This is a genomic window from Pseudomonas sp. Irchel 3A5 (genome assembly GCF_900187575.1).
GTDB classification, from domain to species: domain Bacteria; phylum Pseudomonadota; class Gammaproteobacteria; order Pseudomonadales; family Pseudomonadaceae; genus Aquipseudomonas; species Aquipseudomonas folii.
In genome coordinates this window covers 72,263-92,211 of record NZ_FYDU01000018.1, presented here as the reverse complement: position 1 = coordinate 92,211, position 19,949 = coordinate 72,263, and the positions used below count along the sequence as shown (strand labels likewise).

The window sequence follows — 19,949 nt, the reverse complement described above, 5'->3', positions numbered from 1 at the left end:
GCCTCTTCCCGGCTAAAGCCGGTCCCACGACATGCACCCCACATGTGTGTTCAACCGTGAAATCTTACCCATAACGTCACCAGCAACGTCGCCGCCACCAGCCACGCAACGGCGGCCAGCGCGAGGGAAACCTCCAGCCGCCAGCGGTCGACCAGCAGATACAGAGTGCCCAGATAAATAAAGTAGGGAATGATCGACCACATGCCAAACAGGATGGTGGTCTTCAGGTCGTCCAGTGAGCGGCCTTTGCCAACGATGTAATGAGCGATCAAGGCGAAGGTCGGGAACAGCGGCACCAGGCCTGCGATGTAGTAATTTTTGGTCTTGGCCAGTGCGGCGAGAATGACCACGACGGCTGCGCCGATCAGGGCTTTGAACAACAGGTCCACAAATTTCTCTTTCTTAGATTGAAATGCAGTCCCTGTAGGAGACAACATAGAGTCATTGAACAGCTGCGATTCATGTGGGAGCGGTGCTTGCCCGCGATAAGGCCGGACGCGATTCACTTTAGATTGCGTCCAGCCTTATCGCGGGCAAGCACCGCTCCCACATGAAACCGGGGCGGCACCTACCGAAGCGATTTACCCCAGCCCATATTTCTTGACCTTATCGAACAGCGTGGTCTTGGCCATACCCAGTTCCTGACTGGCCTGGCTCAGGTTGCCGCCGCTGCGTTGCAGGGCTTCGCTGAGCAGGTTTTTCTCGAAGGCTTCCACGGCTTCGGCGAAGCCCAGGCTTTGAGGTTCTTCCGGGTTGGCGCTGGGTTTCTTGAAAGCGGGCAACCCCAGGGCGTAGCGCTCGGCGACGTTACGCAATTCCCGCACGTTGCCCGGCCAGTCGTGGCTCATCAGGCTCGATAACGTATGCGGGTCCAGCTCCGGTGTCTCGCGATCAAAACGCAACGCCGACAACTGCAGGAAATGTTCAAACAGTTGCAGGATGTCTTCACGACGCTCCCGCAACGGCGGCAATTCCAGCGTGACCACGTTCAGCCGGTAATACAGGTCGCTGCGAAACTGTCCCGCTTTGCTTTGCTCATCGAGATCGGATTTGGTGGCAGCGATCACCCGGCAATCCACTTCGACACTCTGATTGGAGCCGAGACGTTCCAGCGTTCGCTCCTGCAACACCCGCAGCAACTTGATCTGCAGGTTGATCGGCATGCTTTCCACTTCATCGAGAAACAGCGTGCCGTTGTGCGCGTGTTCGATCTTGCCGATGCGCCGCTTGCCCGCGCCTGTGAAGGCATTGGATTCGTGGCCGAAGATTTCCGTCTCGAACAGTGTTTCCGGCAGACCACCGCAGTTGAGTGCGACGAACTGTTGCTGATGACGACGACTGAAATCGTGCAGGCAGCGGGCGACCAGTTCCTTACCGGTGCCGGTTTCACCTTCGATCAGCACGTTGGCGGAGGTATCGGCAACGTTGGCGATCAAGGCGCGCAGATTCTGCATGGCGGGGGAGCGGCCGATGATTTTGCCTTCAAGGGAATCGCGCTCGGCCAGTTGCTTGCGCAGGGACCAGACTTCCCGCGCCAGACCCCGTTGCTCAAGGGCGCGCCGGGTGACCTCTACCAGGCGTTCAGGGGAGAAGGGTTTCTCCATGAAATCGTAAGCGCCGTCGCGCATGGCATTTACTGCCATGGAGATATCGCCATGACCGGTGATCAACACCACCGGCAGGCTGCGGTCGCGGGCCTTGAGACGACTGAGCAGCTCCAGTCCGTCGATGCCCGGCAGACGAATATCACTGATCACAATTCCGGCAAAGTTATCGCCGATCCGTGCCAATGCTTCTTCGGCACTGCCCACGCCTTCGCTGGGAATGTCCTCCAACGTCAGCGCCTGCTGGCAGCCAAGCAAGACGTGAGGGTCGTCTTCGACGATGAGTACGGTCAGGTCAGTGGTCATTTGAAGGTCTCATCAGGCGCGACGAAAATTTTTGATTGGAATGATGCCCTGTGGGAGCGGTGCTTGGTCTGGGCGGCATTCCGACGATAAGGCTGGACGCAATTCACTTTGGACCGCAGCGTACTTATCGCGGGCAAGCACCGCTCCCACAGGTTCGCGGCGATCATCCAGCCACCACCGGCAACCACAACACAAACTCGGTACCGCCACTCTCCGGCTGTTCAGCGCTCAGGCTGCCACCGGTTGCTGCAGCGAGGCTGGCGGAGAGGGTGAGGCCCAGTCCCAGACCTTGTTCGCCGGGTTTGGTGGTGAAGAACGGTTCGAACAGATGCTTGCGGGTTTCGTCATCTATGCCGTGGCCGTTGTCCCGGACCCGCAGGCAGTAACGACCTTCGATCACTGAGCCTTCAAGCCAGATCTCCGGCAAAGGCTGCGCGTGCATGGCGTCCAGGGCGTTGCCGATCAGGTTGACCAGTATCTGCTCAAGTCGGGTCTGGTCAATCATCAGCTCGGCGTCGGCACACAGCTGGTGCAATTCAAGAGAAAAGTTTTCCAGGCGGGGCGCCAGCAGTTGCAGCGCCGCATCGATAGCTTTGCTCAGCTTCGCCTGGCCCTTGTCATCGCCTCGACGGGCGAATGCGCGCAGGCTGGCGGTAATGCGGCCCATGCGGTCGACCAGATCGTTGATGGTGCGCAAGTTGGTGCTGGCGGTATCCAGCGCGCCCCGTTCGAGGAAGCGCACGGTATTGCCGGACAAGGTGCGCAGCGCGGCGAGCGGCTGGTTCAGCTCGTGGGCAATGCTGGTGGACATCTGCCCGATCGCCGCCAGCTTGCCAGCCTGAACCAGCTCGTCCTGAGCTTTGCGTAAGGTGTCTTCAGCCTGCCGACGTTCGCGAATCTGACCCTTGAGGCGTTCGTTGCTGGCGCGCAAATGCTCGGTGCGTTCGGCAATCTTGCGCTCCAGTTCGTCATTGGCCGCCTGCAGCGCTTCCCGTGCGGCAAGTCGCGTCGAAAGGACTTTGCGACGCTCATTCCAGGCGATCAGCAGGAACGCGACTAATGCACAGGCCACTGCGACCAGCATGCCCTGGCTACCGGCTTCGCGGCGCAGGTCTTCGAGGGGCGTCAGCAATGTCAGGTGCCAGGGTGTATCGCTGAGCTGGCGGGTCTGGGCCAGATAGCTGACCTGTTTGTGTTCAAGGTCAACGCTGACGTTGGCGGGGAAGGTCAGCTTCTCCACTCCCTCCGAAAGCAACTCGCGCTCCAGCGGCACCAGTTCGTTGAGTGGCCACCAGTAATATTGCAGGCTGCGGGCCAAGCGCTCTTTGATTTCCGGCGTGAGCGGGCGTACCGATTTCAGACGGCGGGCCGGGTCGCTGGAGAGAATGATGATGCCATTCTCGTCACTGACGAAGGCCTCCAGTCGCGCACGTTGCCAGCGTTGCTCCAAGGCTTCGAGCTGCACTTTGATCACCGCCACGCCGACGATCTTGCCTTTCTCTTCCAGGCCGTGCGCCAGGTAATAACCAGGTTCACCGGTGGTGCTGCCGATACCGTAGAAGCGTCCCGGCAAGCCGCGCACGGCATCCTGAAAATAGGCGCGGAATGACAGGTCTTCACCCAGATAGCTGTCGGCATCGCGCCAGTTACTGGTGGCCAGTACCCGGCCAGAGGTATCGAGTACGTAAATTGCCCGGCTACGGCTGCGGCGGTTCAGGCCTTCGAGGTAATCGTTGACCTCACTGCGCAGCTCGGGCGTTGGGTCGTTGAGCAGTGCTGAAACACTGGACTCCAGCTCCAGCACGCTGGGCAAATAAGTGTATTTGTTGATTTCACTTTCGAGGGTGCGGGCGTGCAGCTCAAGCTGGCGTTCGCCGCTCTCGCTCAGGGTCTTGATGCCGTAGTGTTCACTGATCAAATAGGCGACGTAGCCCAGTCCGAACATCAGCACGATGATCAACGGCGGCAGAAACAGGTGACGAATCAGACGGGGTTTCACGGCAAGTGATGGCGGCGCGGCGCGATAAAGATTGGGGTCGCATTTCATCACAGTCGTCCTGAGCCGAACAGCAGCCCGATGCGTCAAAGCACCGGGCCGCCGCCAGGTGTCGCTTTTAGTGCTGAAGGATTTTGGCGAGGAACTGCTGCGCACGTTCGGAACGGGCGCTGACATCACCGAAGAACTCTTCTTTCTCACAGTCTTCAACGATCTGGCCCTGATCCATGAAGATCACGCGATTGGCCACTTTGCGAGCGAAGCCCATTTCGTGGGTCACGCACATCATGGTCATGCCTTCCTGAGCCAGTTGCACCATCACGTCGAGGACTTCGTTGACCATTTCCGGATCGAGTGCCGAGGTCGGTTCGTCGAACAGCATCACGATCGGGTCCATGGCCAGTGCGCGGGCAATCGCCACACGCTGTTGCTGACCGCCGGACAGTTGGCCGGGATGCTTGTTGGCGTGGGCGGAAAGACCGACGCGATCCAGCAGCTTCAGGCCTTTTTCAGTCGCTTCTTCCTTGCTGCGCCCCAACACTTTGATCTGCGCAATCGTCAGGTTTTCAACGATGCTCAGGTGTGGGAACAGTTCGAAATGCTGGAACACCATGCCAACCCGGGAGCGTAATTGCGGCAGGTTGGTTTTCGGGTCGGCAATCGAAGTGCCGTCCACAATGATGTCGCCTTTCTGGAACGGTTCCAGGGCGTTCACGCACTTGATCAGGGTCGATTTGCCGGAGCCCGACGGGCCGCAGACGACGACCACTTCGCCTTTTTTGACCTCGGTGCTGCAATCAGTCAGCACCTGGAAGTCGCCATACCACTTGTTAACGTTTTTGATGGAAATCATACGGCGAACCTTTTTTGCAGACGCTTCACCAGCAACGAGGCGGCAAAGCTGATCGTGAAGTACACCAGACCGGCGATGATCAAGAACTCATTGGCGCGGCCAATGATGTCGCCACTGGCCCGCGAGGCGTTGAGGAAGTCCACCAGGCCTACGGTGTAAACCAGCGAGGTGTCCTGAAACAGGATGATGCTTTGCTGCAACAGCAACGGGGTCATCTTGCGAAAGGCCTGAGGCAGGATGATCAACCGCATCATCTGCCCGTAGGTCATGCCCAGCGCCTGGGCTGCACCCATCTGGCCCTTGGAAATCGACTGCACACCGGCGCGGACGATTTCGCAGAAGTAGGCTGCCTCGAACATCATGAACGCAATGACGCAGGAGGTGAACGCGCCGATGGGCGTGTCTTCGCCGGTAATCCAGCGCAGCACGAACGGCACCGCCAGATAGAACCAGGTGATGACCAGCAGCAGCGGAATGGAGCGGAAGTAGTTGACGTAGGCACCGGCCACGTTGGCCAGCAACTTGCTCGATGACAAGCGCATCAAGGCCAGAATGGTGCCCAGCACAAGACCGCCGATGATCCCCATGACCATCAATTGCAGGGTCATGACCATGCCGTTCCACATGCCGGGAATGGCTTGAACGACTCCAGAGAAGTCCATATCCATTATTTGCCCCCCAGGGAGATCAGTCCGGGCACAGCGACTTTCTTCTCGACCAGGCGCATCAGCAACATCAGGCTCATGTTCAGGGTGAAATAGATCAGTGTCGCCAGGGTGAAGGCTTCGAACAGGTTGGCGGAGAACTCGGCGGTCTGTTTAGTCTGCGCGAGCAATTCCATCAGGCCGATCAACGATGCCACCGACGAGTTCTTGAACACGTTGAGGAATTCGGAGGTGAGCGGCGGAATGATGATCCGGTACGCCTGTGGCAACAGCACGTTCCAGTAGATCTGCGGCAGGCTGAAACCCATGGCGCGGGCCGCAGACTCCTGGCCGCGAGGCAGCGCTTCGATACCGGTGCGCACTTGTTCACACACTCGTGCAGCGGTGAACAGACCCAGACAAACGATTACGCTGAGAAATGCGGAGGTCGTCGGGTTCAGGTCTTGCTTGTACCACTCCTGCATACCTTCAGGCAGCAGGTCCGGTACCAGGAAGTACCAGATGAACAGCTGCACCAGCAGCGGCACATTACGGAAGATTTCCACATAGACCGTGGCAATGCCAGCCACCACACGGTTCGGCACAGTGCGCATGACACCGAGCACGGAGCCCAGCAGCAGGGCAATGATCCAGGCAACGACAGCAATGGCGATAGTCCAGCCCAGACCCGAGATGAACCAGTCCAGATAGGTTTCGTTGCCAACGCCAGCGGACTTGAAGAATACGCCCCAGTCCCAGTTGTAATTCATCAGGGTCTCCCCTCTGATCGATCCAGATGCATGCACGGCATCCTGAAACCGCGCGCTGCGGTCTCAGGCTTTTTTATTGACGATTAGGTTATTGGCGATTAAGCCTTTTTGTCGTCAGCCGCTTTATCAGTCGGTTCAGCGATCAGTTTTTTCAGCTCGTCGCTCATCGGGAAGTTCAGGTTCAAGCCTTTTGGCGGGATCGGAGCCTGGAACCACTTTTCGTAGATCTTGTTGATCTCGCCCGACTTGTAGGTCGCAACGATGGCGTCATCGACGGCTTTCTTGAACGGCTCATCGCCTTTACGCACCATGCAGCCGTAAATCTCGTACGACTGAGGCGTACCGGTGACAGCCCAGTCAGTCGGCTTCTTGGCTTTGGCCATTTCACCGGCCAGCAAGGCGTCGTCCATCATGAACGCTACTGCGCGACCCGATTCCAGCATCTGGAAGGATTCACCGTGGTCTTTGGCCGAGATCACGTTCATGCCCATTTGCTTGTCAGCGTTCATGGACTTGAGGATGCGCTCGGACGTGGTGCCCGCGGTGGTCACGACGTTCTTGCCTTTCAGGTTATCGAAATCCTTGTATTCCGAAGTCGCTTTGGACAGCAGACGGGTACCGATCTCGAAAATGCCGACCGAGAAGTCGACCTGTTGCTGGCGCTCAACGTTGTTGGTGGTCGAGCCACATTCAACGTCAACAGTGCCGTTCTGCACTAGCGGGATACGGGTTTGCGAAGTGACCAGGTTGTACTTGACCTTCAGGTCCGGCATGTCCAGGTCTTTCTTGATGGCTTCGACGATTTTCAGCTGGATGTCGTGGGAGTAGCCAACCGGCACGCCGGAAGCGTCAGCGATGTAGGAGAAGGGGATCGAAGCGTCGCGGTGACCGAGGGTGATAGTGCCGGACTCTTTGATTTTCTTCAGGGTACCGGTCAATTCGGCGGCAAAAACTGGAGAACTGATCAGAGCAGCAGCAATTGCTGCGCCCAGAAGATGGGGAACGATGCGCATCGGTTATACCTCGGATTATTTTTTTTATGGGGCCTGCTACCTGGCGGCCGCCTCTTCGGTCCATGCTCCAACAGCGGCCGACAGGAAACAGGCTACGGTCAAAGCGATCGACTGCTTATTACAGAGCAGGAGGCGTGCCAAGCTGTTTATTGGGGGTTAACGTCTTGATTTGTAAGGTTTTAACAAGGCGTCGTGTTTGGCGGGGTAGTGGCTGGCGTCCGGGATGCCGAACTAATGGGGGAGGGGTGTTCGGAAATCCGAATGGGGCGAAGTCTCTGGGTTTTGAAACCGCGTCGCAATTGGCACCGCTCTGTCGCGTGGCAAACATAGCAACTGTAGGAGCTGCCGAAGGCTGCGATCACGGTGTGTCAGGATAAATGATTCGCAGCCTTCGGCAGCTCCTACAGAAAATGCATTTCAATCCTGTAGTTTGCATGCTGGTTAATGAGAGTGACGAGACGTTAAACCTGCGTACACAGATATAACGCTTCGCCAACAAGCAAAAAACAGAAAGCGCTTATCAAGCCGCTGCGAACGCGCCTTTATTATGGGTTACGGTGTCCAGATACCGTTGAACGCCTTCGCGCTCTTCAGCGGTCATGAACAGGCCGAGCTTGCTGCGGCGCCACAGGATGTCATCGGCAGTCGTCGCCCATTCAGTGCTGCACAGGTAATCGACTTCCCGGGTGTACAAGCCTGCGCCCAAATTGTCACCCAGGTCGGCAATGCTCTGTACGCCTTCCAGCAGGCGCCAGGTGCGGCTCCCGTAAGTGCGAGACCAGCGTTGTGCGATTTCGCCAGGCAGCCAGGCAAAGCGGCTGGTCAATTGGTTAGCCAGTTCGGCCGGGGTGGTCATGTCTTCACCACCTGGCAGACTGGCTTTGGCTGTCCAGCTCGGCTTCATCTGTTTGAAGAATGGAGCCAGTTGCGCCATCGCCGACTCTGCCAGCTTGCGATAGGTGGTCAGCTTGCCGCCGAATACCGAAAGGATCGGTGCTTCATCACCGCCACCGGACAGCGACAAGGTGTAGTCGCGGGTGATGGCGGAAGGGTTGTCAGACTCGTCATTGCACAGCGGACGAACACCGGACCATGTGCTGAGAACGTCATCGCGGCTCAGTTGCTTCTTGAAGTGGTCGTTGGCCACTTTGAGCATGTAGTCCATCTCGCCGTCGGTGATTTCGACTTTGTTCGGATCGCCTTGATATTCGCGGTCCGTGGTGCCGACGATGGTGAAGCGTTCCAGATAAGGAATCGCGAACACAATGCGCTGGTCTTCGTTCTGCAGGATGAACGCGTTTTCACCCTCGTACAGTTTCGGCACGATCAAGTGGCTGCCCTGAATCAGGCGAATGCCGTAAGGCGAATCCAGCTTCAGATCATCGCGAATGAACTTGGCCACCCATGGACCGGCAGCATTGACCAGCGCCTTGGCGCGGATCGAGAACAGCGTGCCGTCGGCGCGCTCCATGTGCAGGTGCCACAGGCCGTTGGTACGGCGGGCATTCAGGCAGCGCGTCTGAGTATGGATGTGCGCGCCTTGCTCACGAGCAGCCATGGCGTTGAGCACCACGAGGCGGGCGTCGTCGACCCAGCAGTCGGAGTATTCGAAACCATGGGTAATGTTCGATTTCAGCGGGCTGTCACTGCCAAAACGCAGACTGCGGGAACCCGGCAGCTTCTCGCGCTTGCCCAGGTGGTCATAAAGGAACAGACCGGCGCGGATCATCCACGCGGGGCGCAGGTGTGGGCGGTGTGGCAAGACAAAGCGCATCGGTTTGACGATGTGCGGTGCCTTGGCCAACAGCACTTCACGTTCTGCCAATGCTTCACGCACCAGACGGAATTCGTAATGTTCCAGGTAGCGCAGGCCACCGTGAATCAATTTGCTGCTGGCAGAAGAGGTGTGGCTGGCCAGGTCGTCTTTTTCACACAGGAAAACCGACAGGCCGCGACCGGAGGCATCCGCTGCGATCCCGACACCATTGATCCCACCACCGATAACGGCGATGTCGTAGACCTCGGAAAGTGGCGGTGTAGACACGTTGGAATGGGGCATCGGTGGCCTCCTGAGTTTATTGTTCGGATAACGAATTCGAACATTAATGTTCATTTCCGAAAATCATAGCTCAATAACGCAGGGCCTTCCAGTCAGTTGTCATTGAAAATACTGATTGGGAAGAGAGAAAGGAACAAAAGTGAACATGATGAGGTGCGCGGAGGGGAAGGGAGGCGCTGTTCCTGTGGGAGCGGTGCTTGGTCTGGGCGGCATTCCGACGATAAGAACACCCCGACCTGAAGTGAATCGCGTCCAGCCTTATCGTCGGAATGCCGCCCAGACCAAGCACCGCTCCCACAAGGAAATGTGTGTTTTCAGGAAAGTTAACTAAACCACTTCCAACCGAATCTTGTTCTGCGCCAGCAACTGCACCAGCGCCGGAGCGGGGGCTTGATCCGTTACCAGGCAGTCGATCAGGGTGATCGGGCCGAGGCGCACCATGGCATTGCGGCCGAACTTGCTGGAGTCGGCGGCCAGGATGACTTGCCGGGCGTTGGCGATGATCGCCTGGGAGACGCGTACTTCCTGATAATCGAAATCCAGCAGGCTGCCGTCCTCGTCAATCCCGCTGATGCCCACCAGTGCGAAGTCGACTTTGAACTGGTTGATGAAATCCACGCTGGCCTGACCCATCACACCGCCGTCGCGGCGCACGTTGCCGCCCGCCAGCAGGACGTCGAAGTCCTCTTTGGCGCTGAGCATCGAAGCGACGTGCAGATTATTGGTGATGATTTTCAGGTTGTTGTGGTTGAGAAGGGCGCGGGCGATCGACTCGGTCGTCGTACCGATATTGATGAATATCGAAGCGTGATCCGGGATTTGCGCGGCGATGGCTTCGCCAATGCGCTGTTTCTCGTCGCGCATCTGATCCGCACGCATGGCGTAAGCGGTATTTTCGATGCTTGAGTCATAAGCTGCGCCGCCATGGTAGCGGCGCAACAGGTTCGATTCCGCAAGCTGATTGATATCGCGGCGGATGGTCTGCGGGGTCACGACGAACAGCGTGGCCATTTCCTCGATGCTGACGTAGCCGCGTTCGCGGACCAGTTCGAGGATCTGCTGCTGACGGGGAGGCAGGTTCATTATTAGGGAGTGTCCTTCAGGCTGCCAAATGCGGCCCATGATGCCGCAGGCGTGTAGTGCCTGTCAGCCGGAAACTCACTCCCCCATGATCCTGCGCCCCGTCGCGAGCGTGGCGGTTACTCGTTGTTGTCGTGCGGTTCCCAGTCGCGGGTACGTGCGACGGCCTTCTGCCAACCGGCGTAGAGCTTTTCCTTCTCTTCTTCGGCACATTGCGGCTCGAACTCGCGCTCGATAACCGCCTTATTCTTCAGCTCGTCCAGGCTGCTCCAGAAACCAATGGCCAGACCGGCCAGATAGGCGGCACCCAACGCAGTCGTCTCACGCATTTTCGGGCGTTCAACCGTCGTGCCGAGGATGTCGGCCTGGAACTGCATGAGGAAGTTGTTGGCCACTGCGCCGCCGTCAACCCGCAGCGATTTCAGGCGTTCGCCGGAATCCTGCTGCATGGCGTCCAGAACGTCGCGGGTCTGGTAAGCGATGGACTCCAGCGCTGCGCGGATGATGTGATCGACTTTCACGCCGCGTGTCAGACCGAACAATGCACCACGGGCATACGGGTCCCAGTACGGAGCACCCAGACCGGTAAATGCCGGGACCAGGTAAACACCGTTGCTGTCTTTGACCTTGCCCGCGAAGTATTCGGTGTCGACGGCATCAGTGATGATTTTCAGCTCGTCACGCAGCCATTGCACCGTTGAGCCACCGTTGAAAACAGCGCCTTCAAGGGCATACGCCACTTCGCCACGCGGACCGCAACCAATGGTGGTCAACATACCGTGAGCGGATTTCACGGCTTTCTTGCCGGTGTTCATCAGCAGGAAGCAGCCGGTGCCATAAGTGTTTTTCGCCTGGCCTGGCTCAACACACATCTGACCGAACAGCGCAGCTTGCTGGTCGCCTGCGATACCTGCAATCGGAATACCGCTTTTGCTCTGACCATAAACTTCGGAAGAGCTTTTCACTTCCGGCAGCATCTCACGAGGAATGTCCAGCACGTCGAGCATGCGCTGATCCCATTCCAGGGTATGGATGTTGAACAGCATCGTGCGCGATGCGTTGGTGTAGTCGGTGACGTGCACCTTGCCGCCAGTGAATTTCCAGATCAGCCAGCTATCGATGGTGCCGAACATCAGCTCGCCTTTGCGGGCGCGTTCACGACTGCCTTCCACGTGGTCGAGGATCCACTTGACCTTGGTGCCCGAGAAGTACGGGTCGATCACCAGGCCGGTGGTGTCCTTGATGTATTCTTCCATGCCGTCACGCTTGAGCTGCTGGCAGATTTCGGTACTGCGACGGCACTGCCAGACAATGGCGTTATAAATAGGGCGACCGGTGTCCTTTTCCCAGATAACCGTGGTTTCACGCTGGTTGGTGATACCGATGGCGGCAATCTGATTGTGGTGTAGATCAGCCTGAGCCAGTGCTTTGGTCATGCACGCGGTTTGAGTGGCGAAGATCTCCATAGGATCATGTTCAACCCAACCCGCTTGCGGGTAATGCTGAACGAATTCGCTTTGCGCGGTGCTGACCACATTGGCGTCGCGGTCAAAGATGATTGCACGAGAGCTGGTCGTGCCCTGATCGAGGGCAATGATGTAGTTCTTGTTCTGTGAGTCGGTCATGTCGATTGCCTTGTGCTAATGGGTGAAGTTAAAAGCAGACGCGCGAGATTCAAGATGAAATCTGGGCTTTGCCTGGAACAACGTCAGCGTCTTTTACAGCCACAGTCTCTACAGCAGGAACGGCGCGTGGCAGATGGCGCGCAATCAGCGCGCGGTAGCCAGCGGCACCGAGGCACGCACCGAGAATCGGCGCGAAAATCGGAATCAGAAAATACGGTATGTCACGGCCACCGGTAAACGCGACTTCATCCCAGCCTGCAAGGAATGTCATCAGTTTAGGACCAAAATCACGAGCTGGATTCATTGCGAAACCGGTCAGTGGGGCAGTCGATGCGCCGATCAGTGCAACCAGCAAACCGATCAGCAGTGGCGCGAGCGCGCCCCGTGGCAGGCCGTTGTTGTCGTCAGTCAGGGACATGATGACGCACATCAGAATCGCGGTGATGACACACTCCACCAGCGCAGCCTGACCTACGGAGATGGCCGGGTTGGGGTAAGTGGAAAATGCTGATGCGAGTTCGAGGCTGGCAACTGAACCACGAATCATCTGGTGCGTTTGTTCGAATTCGAAGAACAGGCTCGTGTACAGCAGATAAACAAGACCGGCACCACAGAAGGCTCCTGCGATTTGTGCGGCTATGTAGAAGGGTAATTTCCGTTTTTCAAAACCGGCAAAGATACTCAGCGCGATGCTGACGGCCGGATTGAGGTGCGCCCCGGAAACGCCTGCGCTCAGATAGATGGCCATGGCGACTGCCAGACCCCAGATGATGCTGATTTCCCAAAGTCCGAACGTGGCACCCGCAACCTTGAGCGCTGCGACACAGCCGGTACCGAAAAAAATCATCAGGGCAGTGCCCAGGAATTCGGCCACACATTGACCTTTCAGCGTTGGTTCTTGCAGTGCATTTGTCATGGAAACCTCTTTTTTGTTCTTGTGCGGCTCTGTGTGAAATCCACCAGTGCGCGTCTTTTAACGAGCTCGAGGAAACCCCATCCTCGACCTCTGGATTCGACCTTAAATGGAACTAAAGTTCCAGTGAATATTCGCAAACGAAAAAAAATAAACAGGAACGAATGTGGTTGATAGTGGAAGCGAACCTGCAGGCGATGCAAGGCGCAGGGCTTTTTACGCGGATTGATCGATGTTGTGTACACCTTCTTTGGTTTTTTTCAGCGCTTCACGTTTTGCCCGGTAAAGACGGGGTGTACAGACGGTTGATCGCCTAGAATAATCCACCTGGATTGGTCGCTTTGGCCTTGGAGCGCTGCATGACACCTGCACTGGATCTATTGAAAAAAGTTCGCGCTGAACACCGTATACACAGTTACGAACATGACCCGAAAGCTGCCTCCTACGGCCTTGAGGCGGCGGAAAAGTTGGGGCTCGAACCGGCGCAGGTCTTCAAGACACTGCTGGCGAGTACCGAAAAAGGTGAGTTACTGGTCGCCGTGGTGCCGGTTGTCGGCACCCTGGACCTCAAGGCGCTGGCGACCGCTGCGAAGGCCAAAAAAACCGAAATGGCTGACCCGGCTGCAGCGCAACGTTCGACTGGTTACTTGCTGGGCGGCATCAGTCCGTTAGGCCAGAAGAAGCGACTGCGTACTTTTATTGATCAAAGCGCTGAGCAATTCACGACGATTTACGTCAGCGCCGGACGTCGTGGTCTTGAGGTAGAGCTAGCGCCGACGGTACTTGCTGAACATACCGGCGCGATGTTTGCGCCGGTGGGACGAGGCTGAAAGCTGCGCGCTGTCTCGCAGCAAACATTGGATTTGTAGGAGCGCACGAGCACCGCGAGGCCGCGATAGCGGTTTGTCTGACACTCCGCGATCGCTGGCCTCGTAACCTCGGTGAGCTCCTACAGGATTTGGGCCATATCGGAAGAGCGCGTTTTGTTTGAAAGGATCAAACCTTTCGTCTTGCGCTGTGGATGTATGGTCGGTTATCGGGCCATCTGTCTCTGGTGAACACGGCTGCAGGCAGGCATTGTGCAATGCATCAATCGCACTGGAGCATCACTTATGTATCTCGAATTCCATCAGGTCGACGCCTTCAGTGACCACCCGTTCAGTGGCAATCCGGCGATGGTTTACCGTCTTGATGCATGGCTGGCTGACGAGTTGATGCAGCGCATTGCCGCCGAACACAATCTCGCGGAAACCGCGTTCGTGGTTCGTGAAGCGCACGGTTGGCACATTCGCTGGTTCACGCCCAGGACTGAAGTCCCTTTGTGCGGGCATGCGACGCTGGCTGCTGCCCATGTGCTGTTTACTGTGTTCAGCGAGCCTTCGGAGCAGCTCGATTTTTTCAGCAAGTCAGGTGCTCTGAGCGTCACGCGTGAGGAGGGCCTTTTGCTGCTGGATTTCCCGGCGATGATCCCTCATGAAGTGGGCGTTACCGTTGAACTCGAGCGTGCCCTGGACACCAGTATTGTTGATGCGCTGGGGTCGGCGGAGTTGATGGTGGTGCTTGAGTCCGAACAGGCGGTGCGTGAGTGCAAGCCTGACATGGCGGCACTGGCGCGGTTGCCTTGGCCTGGCGTCATCGTGACTGCCAAGGGTGAGCACGCTGACTTCGTCTCGCGCTATTTCGCTCCGGCAATTGGCATTCCCGAAGATCCGGTAACCGGGTCGACGCACTGTATTTTGATTCCGTACTGGGCCGGGCGACTGGGCAAGGATGTGCTCAATGCTTATCAATGTTCTGAACGAGGCGGCGCGTTGTTCTGTCGGCTGGAAGGGGATCGGGTGAAGATAGGCGGGCATGCCACGCTGGTGGCGAGCGGGACGTTGATGGTTAGCCTGGGCTGAATCATGCGGCCTCCAGTTGGAATGCGATCTTATGTGGGAGCGGTGCTTGCCCGCGATAAGGCTGGACGCGATTCACTTTAGATCGCGTCCAGCCTTATCGCGGGCAAGCACCGCTCCCACATTCATCCAGGCTAAACCGCCTGCTGCACCGCCACGCTACCTGCCGCCGGGAACAGCACCAGATGCTCTGCCAACACCCGAATACCCACCTGTTCGCCGGGTTGATAGTCCGCATGGCTGGGGAAGACTGCTTCCAGTTGGCTGCCGGTCGGCAGCTGCAGGCGATACAGCGTTGCTGCGCCCTGAAAGGTTTTGCTGGTGACGCGGGCGTTAAGATTGCTATTGGCGTCGAAGACGATGTCATCCGGTCGCAACAGCACGTCTACTGCGCTGCCTTTGGTGCTGGAGTAAGCGCGGTTGCCTTGCAGAACGCCCAACTCAGTCTGGACTGTCTGTGGATCGATCATCACGCCGCGGATGAAATACCCCTGACCGATAAAGCTGGCGACGTAAGGCGTCAGCGGTTCGTGATACAGGTTATAGGGCGTGTCCCATTGTTCCAGGCGACCCTCCTTAAAGACACCCACATGATCACTGACCGCGAAGGCTTCTTCCTGATCGTGGGTAACCAGTATCGCACTGGTGCCTCGGGCTTTTAGGATGTCGCGCACCTCGTGGCTGAGGCGGCGGCGCAATTCGCCATCCAGGTTCGAAAACGGTTCGTCGAGCAGCAGCAGCTGCGGCTCCGGTGCCAAGGCTCGTGCCAGCGCGACGCGTTGCTGTTGGCCGCCGGACAACTCATGGGGCAGGCGTTTGCCTAAAGCGCCCAGATTGACCAGCTCCAATAGCTCATCGGTCACTTGCTTGAGGCGTGGATGTTTGCGAATGCCGAAGGCGACATTCTCGGCAACGCTCAAATGCGGGAAAAGTGCGTAATCCTGGAACACCATGCCGATCCGGCGTTTCTCAGGAGGCAGGGTAAATCCCGGTTTGGAGATGACTTCGCCAGCCAGGGTGATTTCCCCGGCGTGAACCGGCTCAAACCCGGCAATCGCGCGCAAGGTCGTGGTTTTGCCACAGCCCGATGAACCCAGCAAACAGCCGATATCACCTGCGTTGAGGTGCAGGTTCAGATCCTGCACCACGCGTTGTTCCTGATACCCACAGGCCAGATTGCGCAGGTTCAGCAGCAGTGGCGAACTCATGCGGGCTGGCAGGAGGGCGCAACCAGAAACTCCAGCAGCGCCTTCTGTGCGTGCAGACGATTTTCAGCCTGGTCCCACGCGACCGAGCGCGGGTCATCAAGCAGGTCAACGCTGATTTCTTCGCCGCGATGTGCTGGCAGGCAGTGCATGAACAACACGTCCTTGTCGGCAAGATCGAGCAGGGCGCGGGTGACCTGGAACGGGGTAAACAAGGCAATGCGCTTGGCGGTTTCTTCTTCCTGGCCCATGGAGGTCCACACATCAGTGCTCACCAGATGCGCGCCCGCCACTGCCGCCCGCGGGTCACGCAGGACAGTCACGCGATCACCCGCCAGCGCCAGAAATTCCGGATTTGGCTCATAGCCTTCAGGACAAGCCACGCGCAACTGGAAGTCGAACTGGATCGCCGCTTCTATATAGCTGTTGCACATGTTGTTGCCGTCGCCGATCCAGGCAACGGTCTTGCCCTTGATCGAGCCGCGATGCTCAAGGAAGGTCTGCATGTCGGCCAGCAATTGGCAGGGGTGCAAGTCATCGGACAGGCCATTGATGACAGGCACACGGGAATTGGCGGCGAACTCGGTCAGATTGCTGTGGGCAAACGTACGGATCATCACGGCATCAAGCATGCTCGAAAGCACTTTCGCGCAATCGGCAATCGGCTCGCCACGACCCAATTGGGTGTCGCGAGGTGATAAAAAGATGGCCTGACCGCCCAGCTGGATCATGCCGGCTTCGAACGAAACACGGGTCCGAGTCGAAGATTTCTCGAAGATCATGCCCAGAACCCGACCTTTCAACGGTTCGAAAAGCACGCTTCGGTTTCGCAGGTCTTTGAGCTCTACGCCTCGACGGATCAAGCGCAGGAGTTCTTCTGGCTTGTAATCCATCATCGAGAGAAAGTGCCTGGCGTTCATTATTAACTACCTTTTTTGCAACAGACCGCAGATGCTCAAAGCCGGGTTTTATCGGGAAAACGGGCGAGACCTGCGGCGGAGGCCGCACGGGGCGACGAATAGGAAAGGCGCGATGGTATAAAAAAATGTCGCTTCTTACCAACAGGATGCTCATGGTCGAATGTTTTTTATTCGCAACACAGGCATTTTTTGCATTGAGAGTTTGGCTGACCTTACAGACAGACAATGCTCTAGGTGGCGGCAACTGGCCATTTCCGGACACCTGAGGCAGGTATTTGTACACTGCCGTGATATGACATTGCAATTGGTGCGGTTTCTGCAACAGTTTTACTTTCGAGCGGTCATATCGTTGGCTTATGCGATCTGCTTCACGCGGTGCGCTGTTAGCCCGTTCCATAAATAATCGCCGTAGGTTATAACTGCGCATCGCGTATGAGGGGGTGGGGAATGGAATCTAAAGAAAAGCAGCTGACGGAATTACTCGGGCTCACGGCTCGTACCCTTACGCACCTGACGGCTTCGATGACGTCCATGTCCTTCGAGCTGTTGCGCAGCAATGATGAAGTCACCCGGGCTGCCGGGCGGCACATGATCGACCGAATGGCGACAATCAGTTCCGGCCTCGACGAGCACTGGCGTCTGATCGGTGAGTTGACCGGCGTCCATCTGGCTCAAGAGCAGATCGAAACGGTCCATGAAATCCAGCTGCAGCGCAAAATCACCCCTATCGGCGGTTGATCTTTTTTCGTCATCGGCCCGCTTGATGCCTGCCGATTCATGAGACGAACGTCTCTGGCGCAGTCGCGAGCCACGCCCCATAGTTTCGTTTGAGCGATCGCTTCAGGTCGTCATGACAAAAATATGAGGCTGGCCATGACCAAGACCCTCCATCACCGTGCCTGCCATCTTTGTGAAGCCATCTGTGGCTTGAGCATCGAAACCACCACCAGTGCCGAAAATCAGGTGTCGATCACTTCGATCAAGGGCGATCCGCTGGACTCGTTCAGCCGCGGCCATATCTGCCCCAAGGCGGTAGCGCTGCAAGACATCCAGAATGATCCTGACCGGCTGCGCCAGCCTATGCAGCGCGTGGGCAATCAGTGGCGGCCCATTGAATGGCAGGCGGCATTTGACCTGGTCGCCGAGCGGTTGCTGGATATCCAGCAGCGCCACGGGCAGAACGCTGTCGCGGTTTATCAGGGCAATCCGAGCGTGCACAATTACGGATTGATGACCCACAGCAACTACTTTCTGGGTTTGCTGAAGACCCGCAATCGCTACTCCGCCACCTCTGTCGACCAGCTTCCCCACCACCTGACCAGTTTCCTGATGTATGGCCATGGTTTGCTGCTGCCCATCGTTGATATTGATCACACCGATTTCATGCTGATTCTGGGCGGGAATCCGCTGGCATCCAATGGCAGCATCATGACGGTGCCGGATGTCGAAAAACGCCTGAAGGCTATTCAGGCCCGCGGCGGAAAAGTAGTCGTAGTGGATCCTCGGCGCACTGAAACAGCTGCGATCGCCGATCAGCATTTGTTCGTGCGACCCGGTGGAGACGCAGCTTTACTGTTTGGTCTGCTGAATACGTTGTTCGAGGAAGGCCTCACCCGCGACAGTCACTTGCCGGTGGACGGTCTGGATCAGGTGCGGGTCGCTATCTCCGATTTTAGTGCTGAAGCCATGAGCCCCCGTTGCGGGGTGCCTGCCGGGCAAATCCGCCAATTGGCCCGAGACTTCGCCGCTGCTGACAAGGCTGCGTGTTACGGGCGAATGGGTATTTCCACTCAGGTGTTCGGCACGGTGTGTCATTGGCTGGTGCAGCTGATCAATCTGGTCACAGGCAATCTCGATCGGGTGGGCGGCGTGCTCTGTACCGAGCCTGCGGTGGATCTGGTGGGCGCAACGTCGGGTGGCCATTTCAATCAGTGGCAAAGTCGCGTTTCAGGATTGCCGGAATACGCCGGTGAGCTGCCGGTCGCGGCATTGGCTGAAGAAATGCTCAGTGAAGGGGAAGGGCAGATCAAGGCTTTAGTGACGGTCGCAGGCAATCCGGTTTTATCGACGCCCAATGGCCGCCAACTTGATCGGGCGCTTGAGGGGCTGGAGTTCATGCTCAGCATCGACCTTTACATCAATGAAACCACGCGCCATGCCGATCTGATTCTGCCGTCCACCTCGGCGCTGGAAAATGATCATTACGACACGACGTTCAACACCTTTGCAGTGCGGAATGTCACGCGCTTCAATCGGGCCATTCTGGCCAAGCCCGAGGGTGCGCTGCACGACTGGGAAATCTTCGTCGGGCTGGCGAAGGCCTTCGCCGAAAGGGCGGGGCGAGAGTTGAAGCCGACGATGCCGCCGGCGCAGATGATTGATCGTGGCCTGCGCGCCGGACGGTACGGCGATGGTTCGGACTACAAGCTTTCGCTGGATACCTTGCGGGAGCATCCCCATGGTCTGGACCTGGGCGCGTTGAAGCCTAATCTCGCCCCGCGGCTGAAAACCGCCAATGGTCGCATTCAGGCGGCGCCCGACGTTGTCATGTCTGATCTGGAGCGGTTTGCGCAGGTTAGCGCGCCAGTCGCGGGTGAGTTAATGCTCATCGGCCGCCGCCACGTCCGTAGCAACAATTCGTGGATGCATAACTATCATCGGTTGGTTAAGGGTAAACCTCGTCATCATCTGTTGATGCATCCTGATGATTTGGTGAGCCGCGGCTTGAGCGACGGTCAGCGAGTGCGGGTGAGTTCCAGAGTGGGCGTTATTGAGGTGCAGGTTTTAGCGAGTCTGGACATGATGCCTGGCGTGGTCAGCCTGCCTCATGGTTGGGGGCATAAAAAGCCCGGTGTGCGGATGGACATTGCCGCGCAGCAGCCTGGAGAGAGCGCCAACGACCTGACCGATGAGCGAGAACTTGATAGCCTTTCCGGTAACGCGGTGCTCAATGGCGTAAGCGTTCAGGTCGCTGCGGCATGATTGTCGGCGTATGGTAAGGCTGAGCGTAGCGCTCGGGTTTCCGTTACAATGCGCCACCGTGTCGACAACTGAGTCGGAAAA

At 57.5% G+C, this 19,949-nt stretch carries 17 protein-coding genes; 4 read left to right on the top strand and 13 right to left on the bottom strand.

Annotation, left to right across the window (positions count from 1 at the left end; translation table 11 throughout):
- Window positions 1-50: 50 nt before the first annotated feature.
- The 11 genes from CKW31_RS25620 to CKW31_RS25565 form a co-directional block, all read right to left on the bottom strand.
- A complete protein-coding gene (locus tag CKW31_RS25620) occupies window positions 51-380 on the bottom strand; it encodes a GlpM family protein (RefSeq protein WP_176469987.1) in 330 nt (109 codons plus the stop codon).
- A 201-nt stretch (window positions 381-581) separates the two neighbouring features.
- Window positions 582-1,910, bottom strand: coding sequence for a sigma-54 dependent transcriptional regulator (locus CKW31_RS25615; RefSeq protein WP_095101312.1), 1,329 nt, complete (start codon window positions 1,908-1,910; stop codon window positions 582-584).
- Between the two features lie 163 nt (window positions 1,911-2,073).
- Entirely contained in the window at window positions 2,074-3,957 is a 1,884-nt protein-coding gene (locus tag CKW31_RS25610; RefSeq protein ID WP_095101310.1) for a sensor histidine kinase, read from the bottom strand.
- Window positions 3,958-4,024: 67 nt separating this feature from the next.
- Complete coding sequence (locus CKW31_RS25605) at window positions 4,025-4,759, bottom strand: amino acid ABC transporter ATP-binding protein (protein ID WP_087269085.1); 735 nt, start codon at window positions 4,757-4,759, stop codon at window positions 4,025-4,027.
- Window positions 4,756-5,427 (bottom strand): amino acid ABC transporter permease, encoded by a 672-nt coding sequence (locus CKW31_RS25600; RefSeq protein WP_049826995.1) that lies wholly within the window; start codon window positions 5,425-5,427, stop codon window positions 4,756-4,758. The genes CKW31_RS25605 and CKW31_RS25600 overlap by 4 nt, the downstream gene beginning before the upstream one ends.
- Entirely contained in the window at window positions 5,427-6,173 is a 747-nt protein-coding gene (locus tag CKW31_RS25595) for an amino acid ABC transporter permease (RefSeq protein ID WP_095101308.1), read from the bottom strand. The genes CKW31_RS25600 and CKW31_RS25595 overlap by 1 nt, the downstream gene beginning before the upstream one ends.
- 98 nt (window positions 6,174-6,271) lie before the next feature.
- The gene (locus CKW31_RS25590; protein WP_095101306.1) at window positions 6,272-7,186 is read right to left on the bottom strand and encodes a glutamate/aspartate ABC transporter substrate-binding protein; all 915 of its coding nucleotides are present in this window, start codon (window positions 7,184-7,186) and stop codon (window positions 6,272-6,274) included.
- 520 nt (window positions 7,187-7,706) lie between these two features.
- Entirely contained in the window at window positions 7,707-9,245 is a 1,539-nt protein-coding gene (gene glpD / locus CKW31_RS25585) for a glycerol-3-phosphate dehydrogenase (RefSeq protein WP_095101304.1), read from the bottom strand.
- Window positions 9,246-9,572: 327 nt separating this feature from the next.
- On the bottom strand, window positions 9,573-10,328 hold the full coding sequence (locus tag CKW31_RS25575; RefSeq protein ID WP_027900765.1) for a DeoR/GlpR family transcriptional regulator: 756 nt from the start codon (window positions 10,326-10,328) through the stop codon (window positions 9,573-9,575).
- A 116-nt stretch (window positions 10,329-10,444) separates the two neighbouring features.
- Complete coding sequence (gene glpK / locus CKW31_RS25570; RefSeq protein ID WP_095101300.1) at window positions 10,445-11,950, bottom strand: glycerol kinase GlpK; 1,506 nt, start codon at window positions 11,948-11,950, stop codon at window positions 10,445-10,447.
- A 49-nt stretch (window positions 11,951-11,999) separates the two neighbouring features.
- Window positions 12,000-12,866: an MIP/aquaporin family protein gene (locus CKW31_RS25565; RefSeq protein WP_095101298.1), complete on the bottom strand. Its 867-nt coding sequence runs from the start codon at window positions 12,864-12,866 to the stop codon at window positions 12,000-12,002.
- Between the two features lie 356 nt (window positions 12,867-13,222).
- Between CKW31_RS25565 and ybaK the strand changes: the two genes are divergently transcribed.
- Entirely contained in the window at window positions 13,223-13,693 is a 471-nt protein-coding gene (gene ybaK / locus CKW31_RS25560; RefSeq protein WP_095101296.1) for a Cys-tRNA(Pro) deacylase, read from the top strand.
- A gap of 282 nt (window positions 13,694-13,975) precedes the next feature.
- Window positions 13,976-14,764, top strand: coding sequence for a PhzF family phenazine biosynthesis protein (locus CKW31_RS25555; protein ID WP_095101294.1), 789 nt, complete (start codon window positions 13,976-13,978; stop codon window positions 14,762-14,764).
- Between the two features lie 131 nt (window positions 14,765-14,895).
- On the opposite strand, the gene CKW31_RS25550 is transcribed toward CKW31_RS25555, so the two are convergent.
- The gene (locus CKW31_RS25550; protein WP_095101292.1) at window positions 14,896-15,969 is read right to left on the bottom strand and encodes an ABC transporter ATP-binding protein; all 1,074 of its coding nucleotides are present in this window, start codon (window positions 15,967-15,969) and stop codon (window positions 14,896-14,898) included.
- Window positions 15,966-16,886 carry an ornithine carbamoyltransferase gene (gene argF / locus CKW31_RS25545; protein WP_095101290.1) on the bottom strand — a complete coding sequence of 307 codons (921 nt, stop codon included), beginning with the start codon at window positions 16,884-16,886 and terminating at the stop codon, window positions 15,966-15,968. Before argF ends, CKW31_RS25550 begins: the two co-directional genes overlap by 4 nt.
- Before the next feature lie 447 nt (window positions 16,887-17,333).
- On the opposite strand from argF, the gene CKW31_RS25540 reads away from it, so the two are divergent.
- Entirely contained in the window at window positions 17,334-17,624 is a 291-nt protein-coding gene (locus CKW31_RS25540) for a hypothetical protein (RefSeq protein WP_027900758.1), read from the top strand.
- A gap of 135 nt (window positions 17,625-17,759) precedes the next feature.
- Window positions 17,760-19,868, top strand: a complete 2,109-nt coding sequence (locus tag CKW31_RS25535) for a molybdopterin oxidoreductase family protein (RefSeq protein WP_095101384.1) — start codon at window positions 17,760-17,762, stop codon at window positions 19,866-19,868.
- Window positions 19,869-19,949 lie beyond the last annotated feature (81 nt).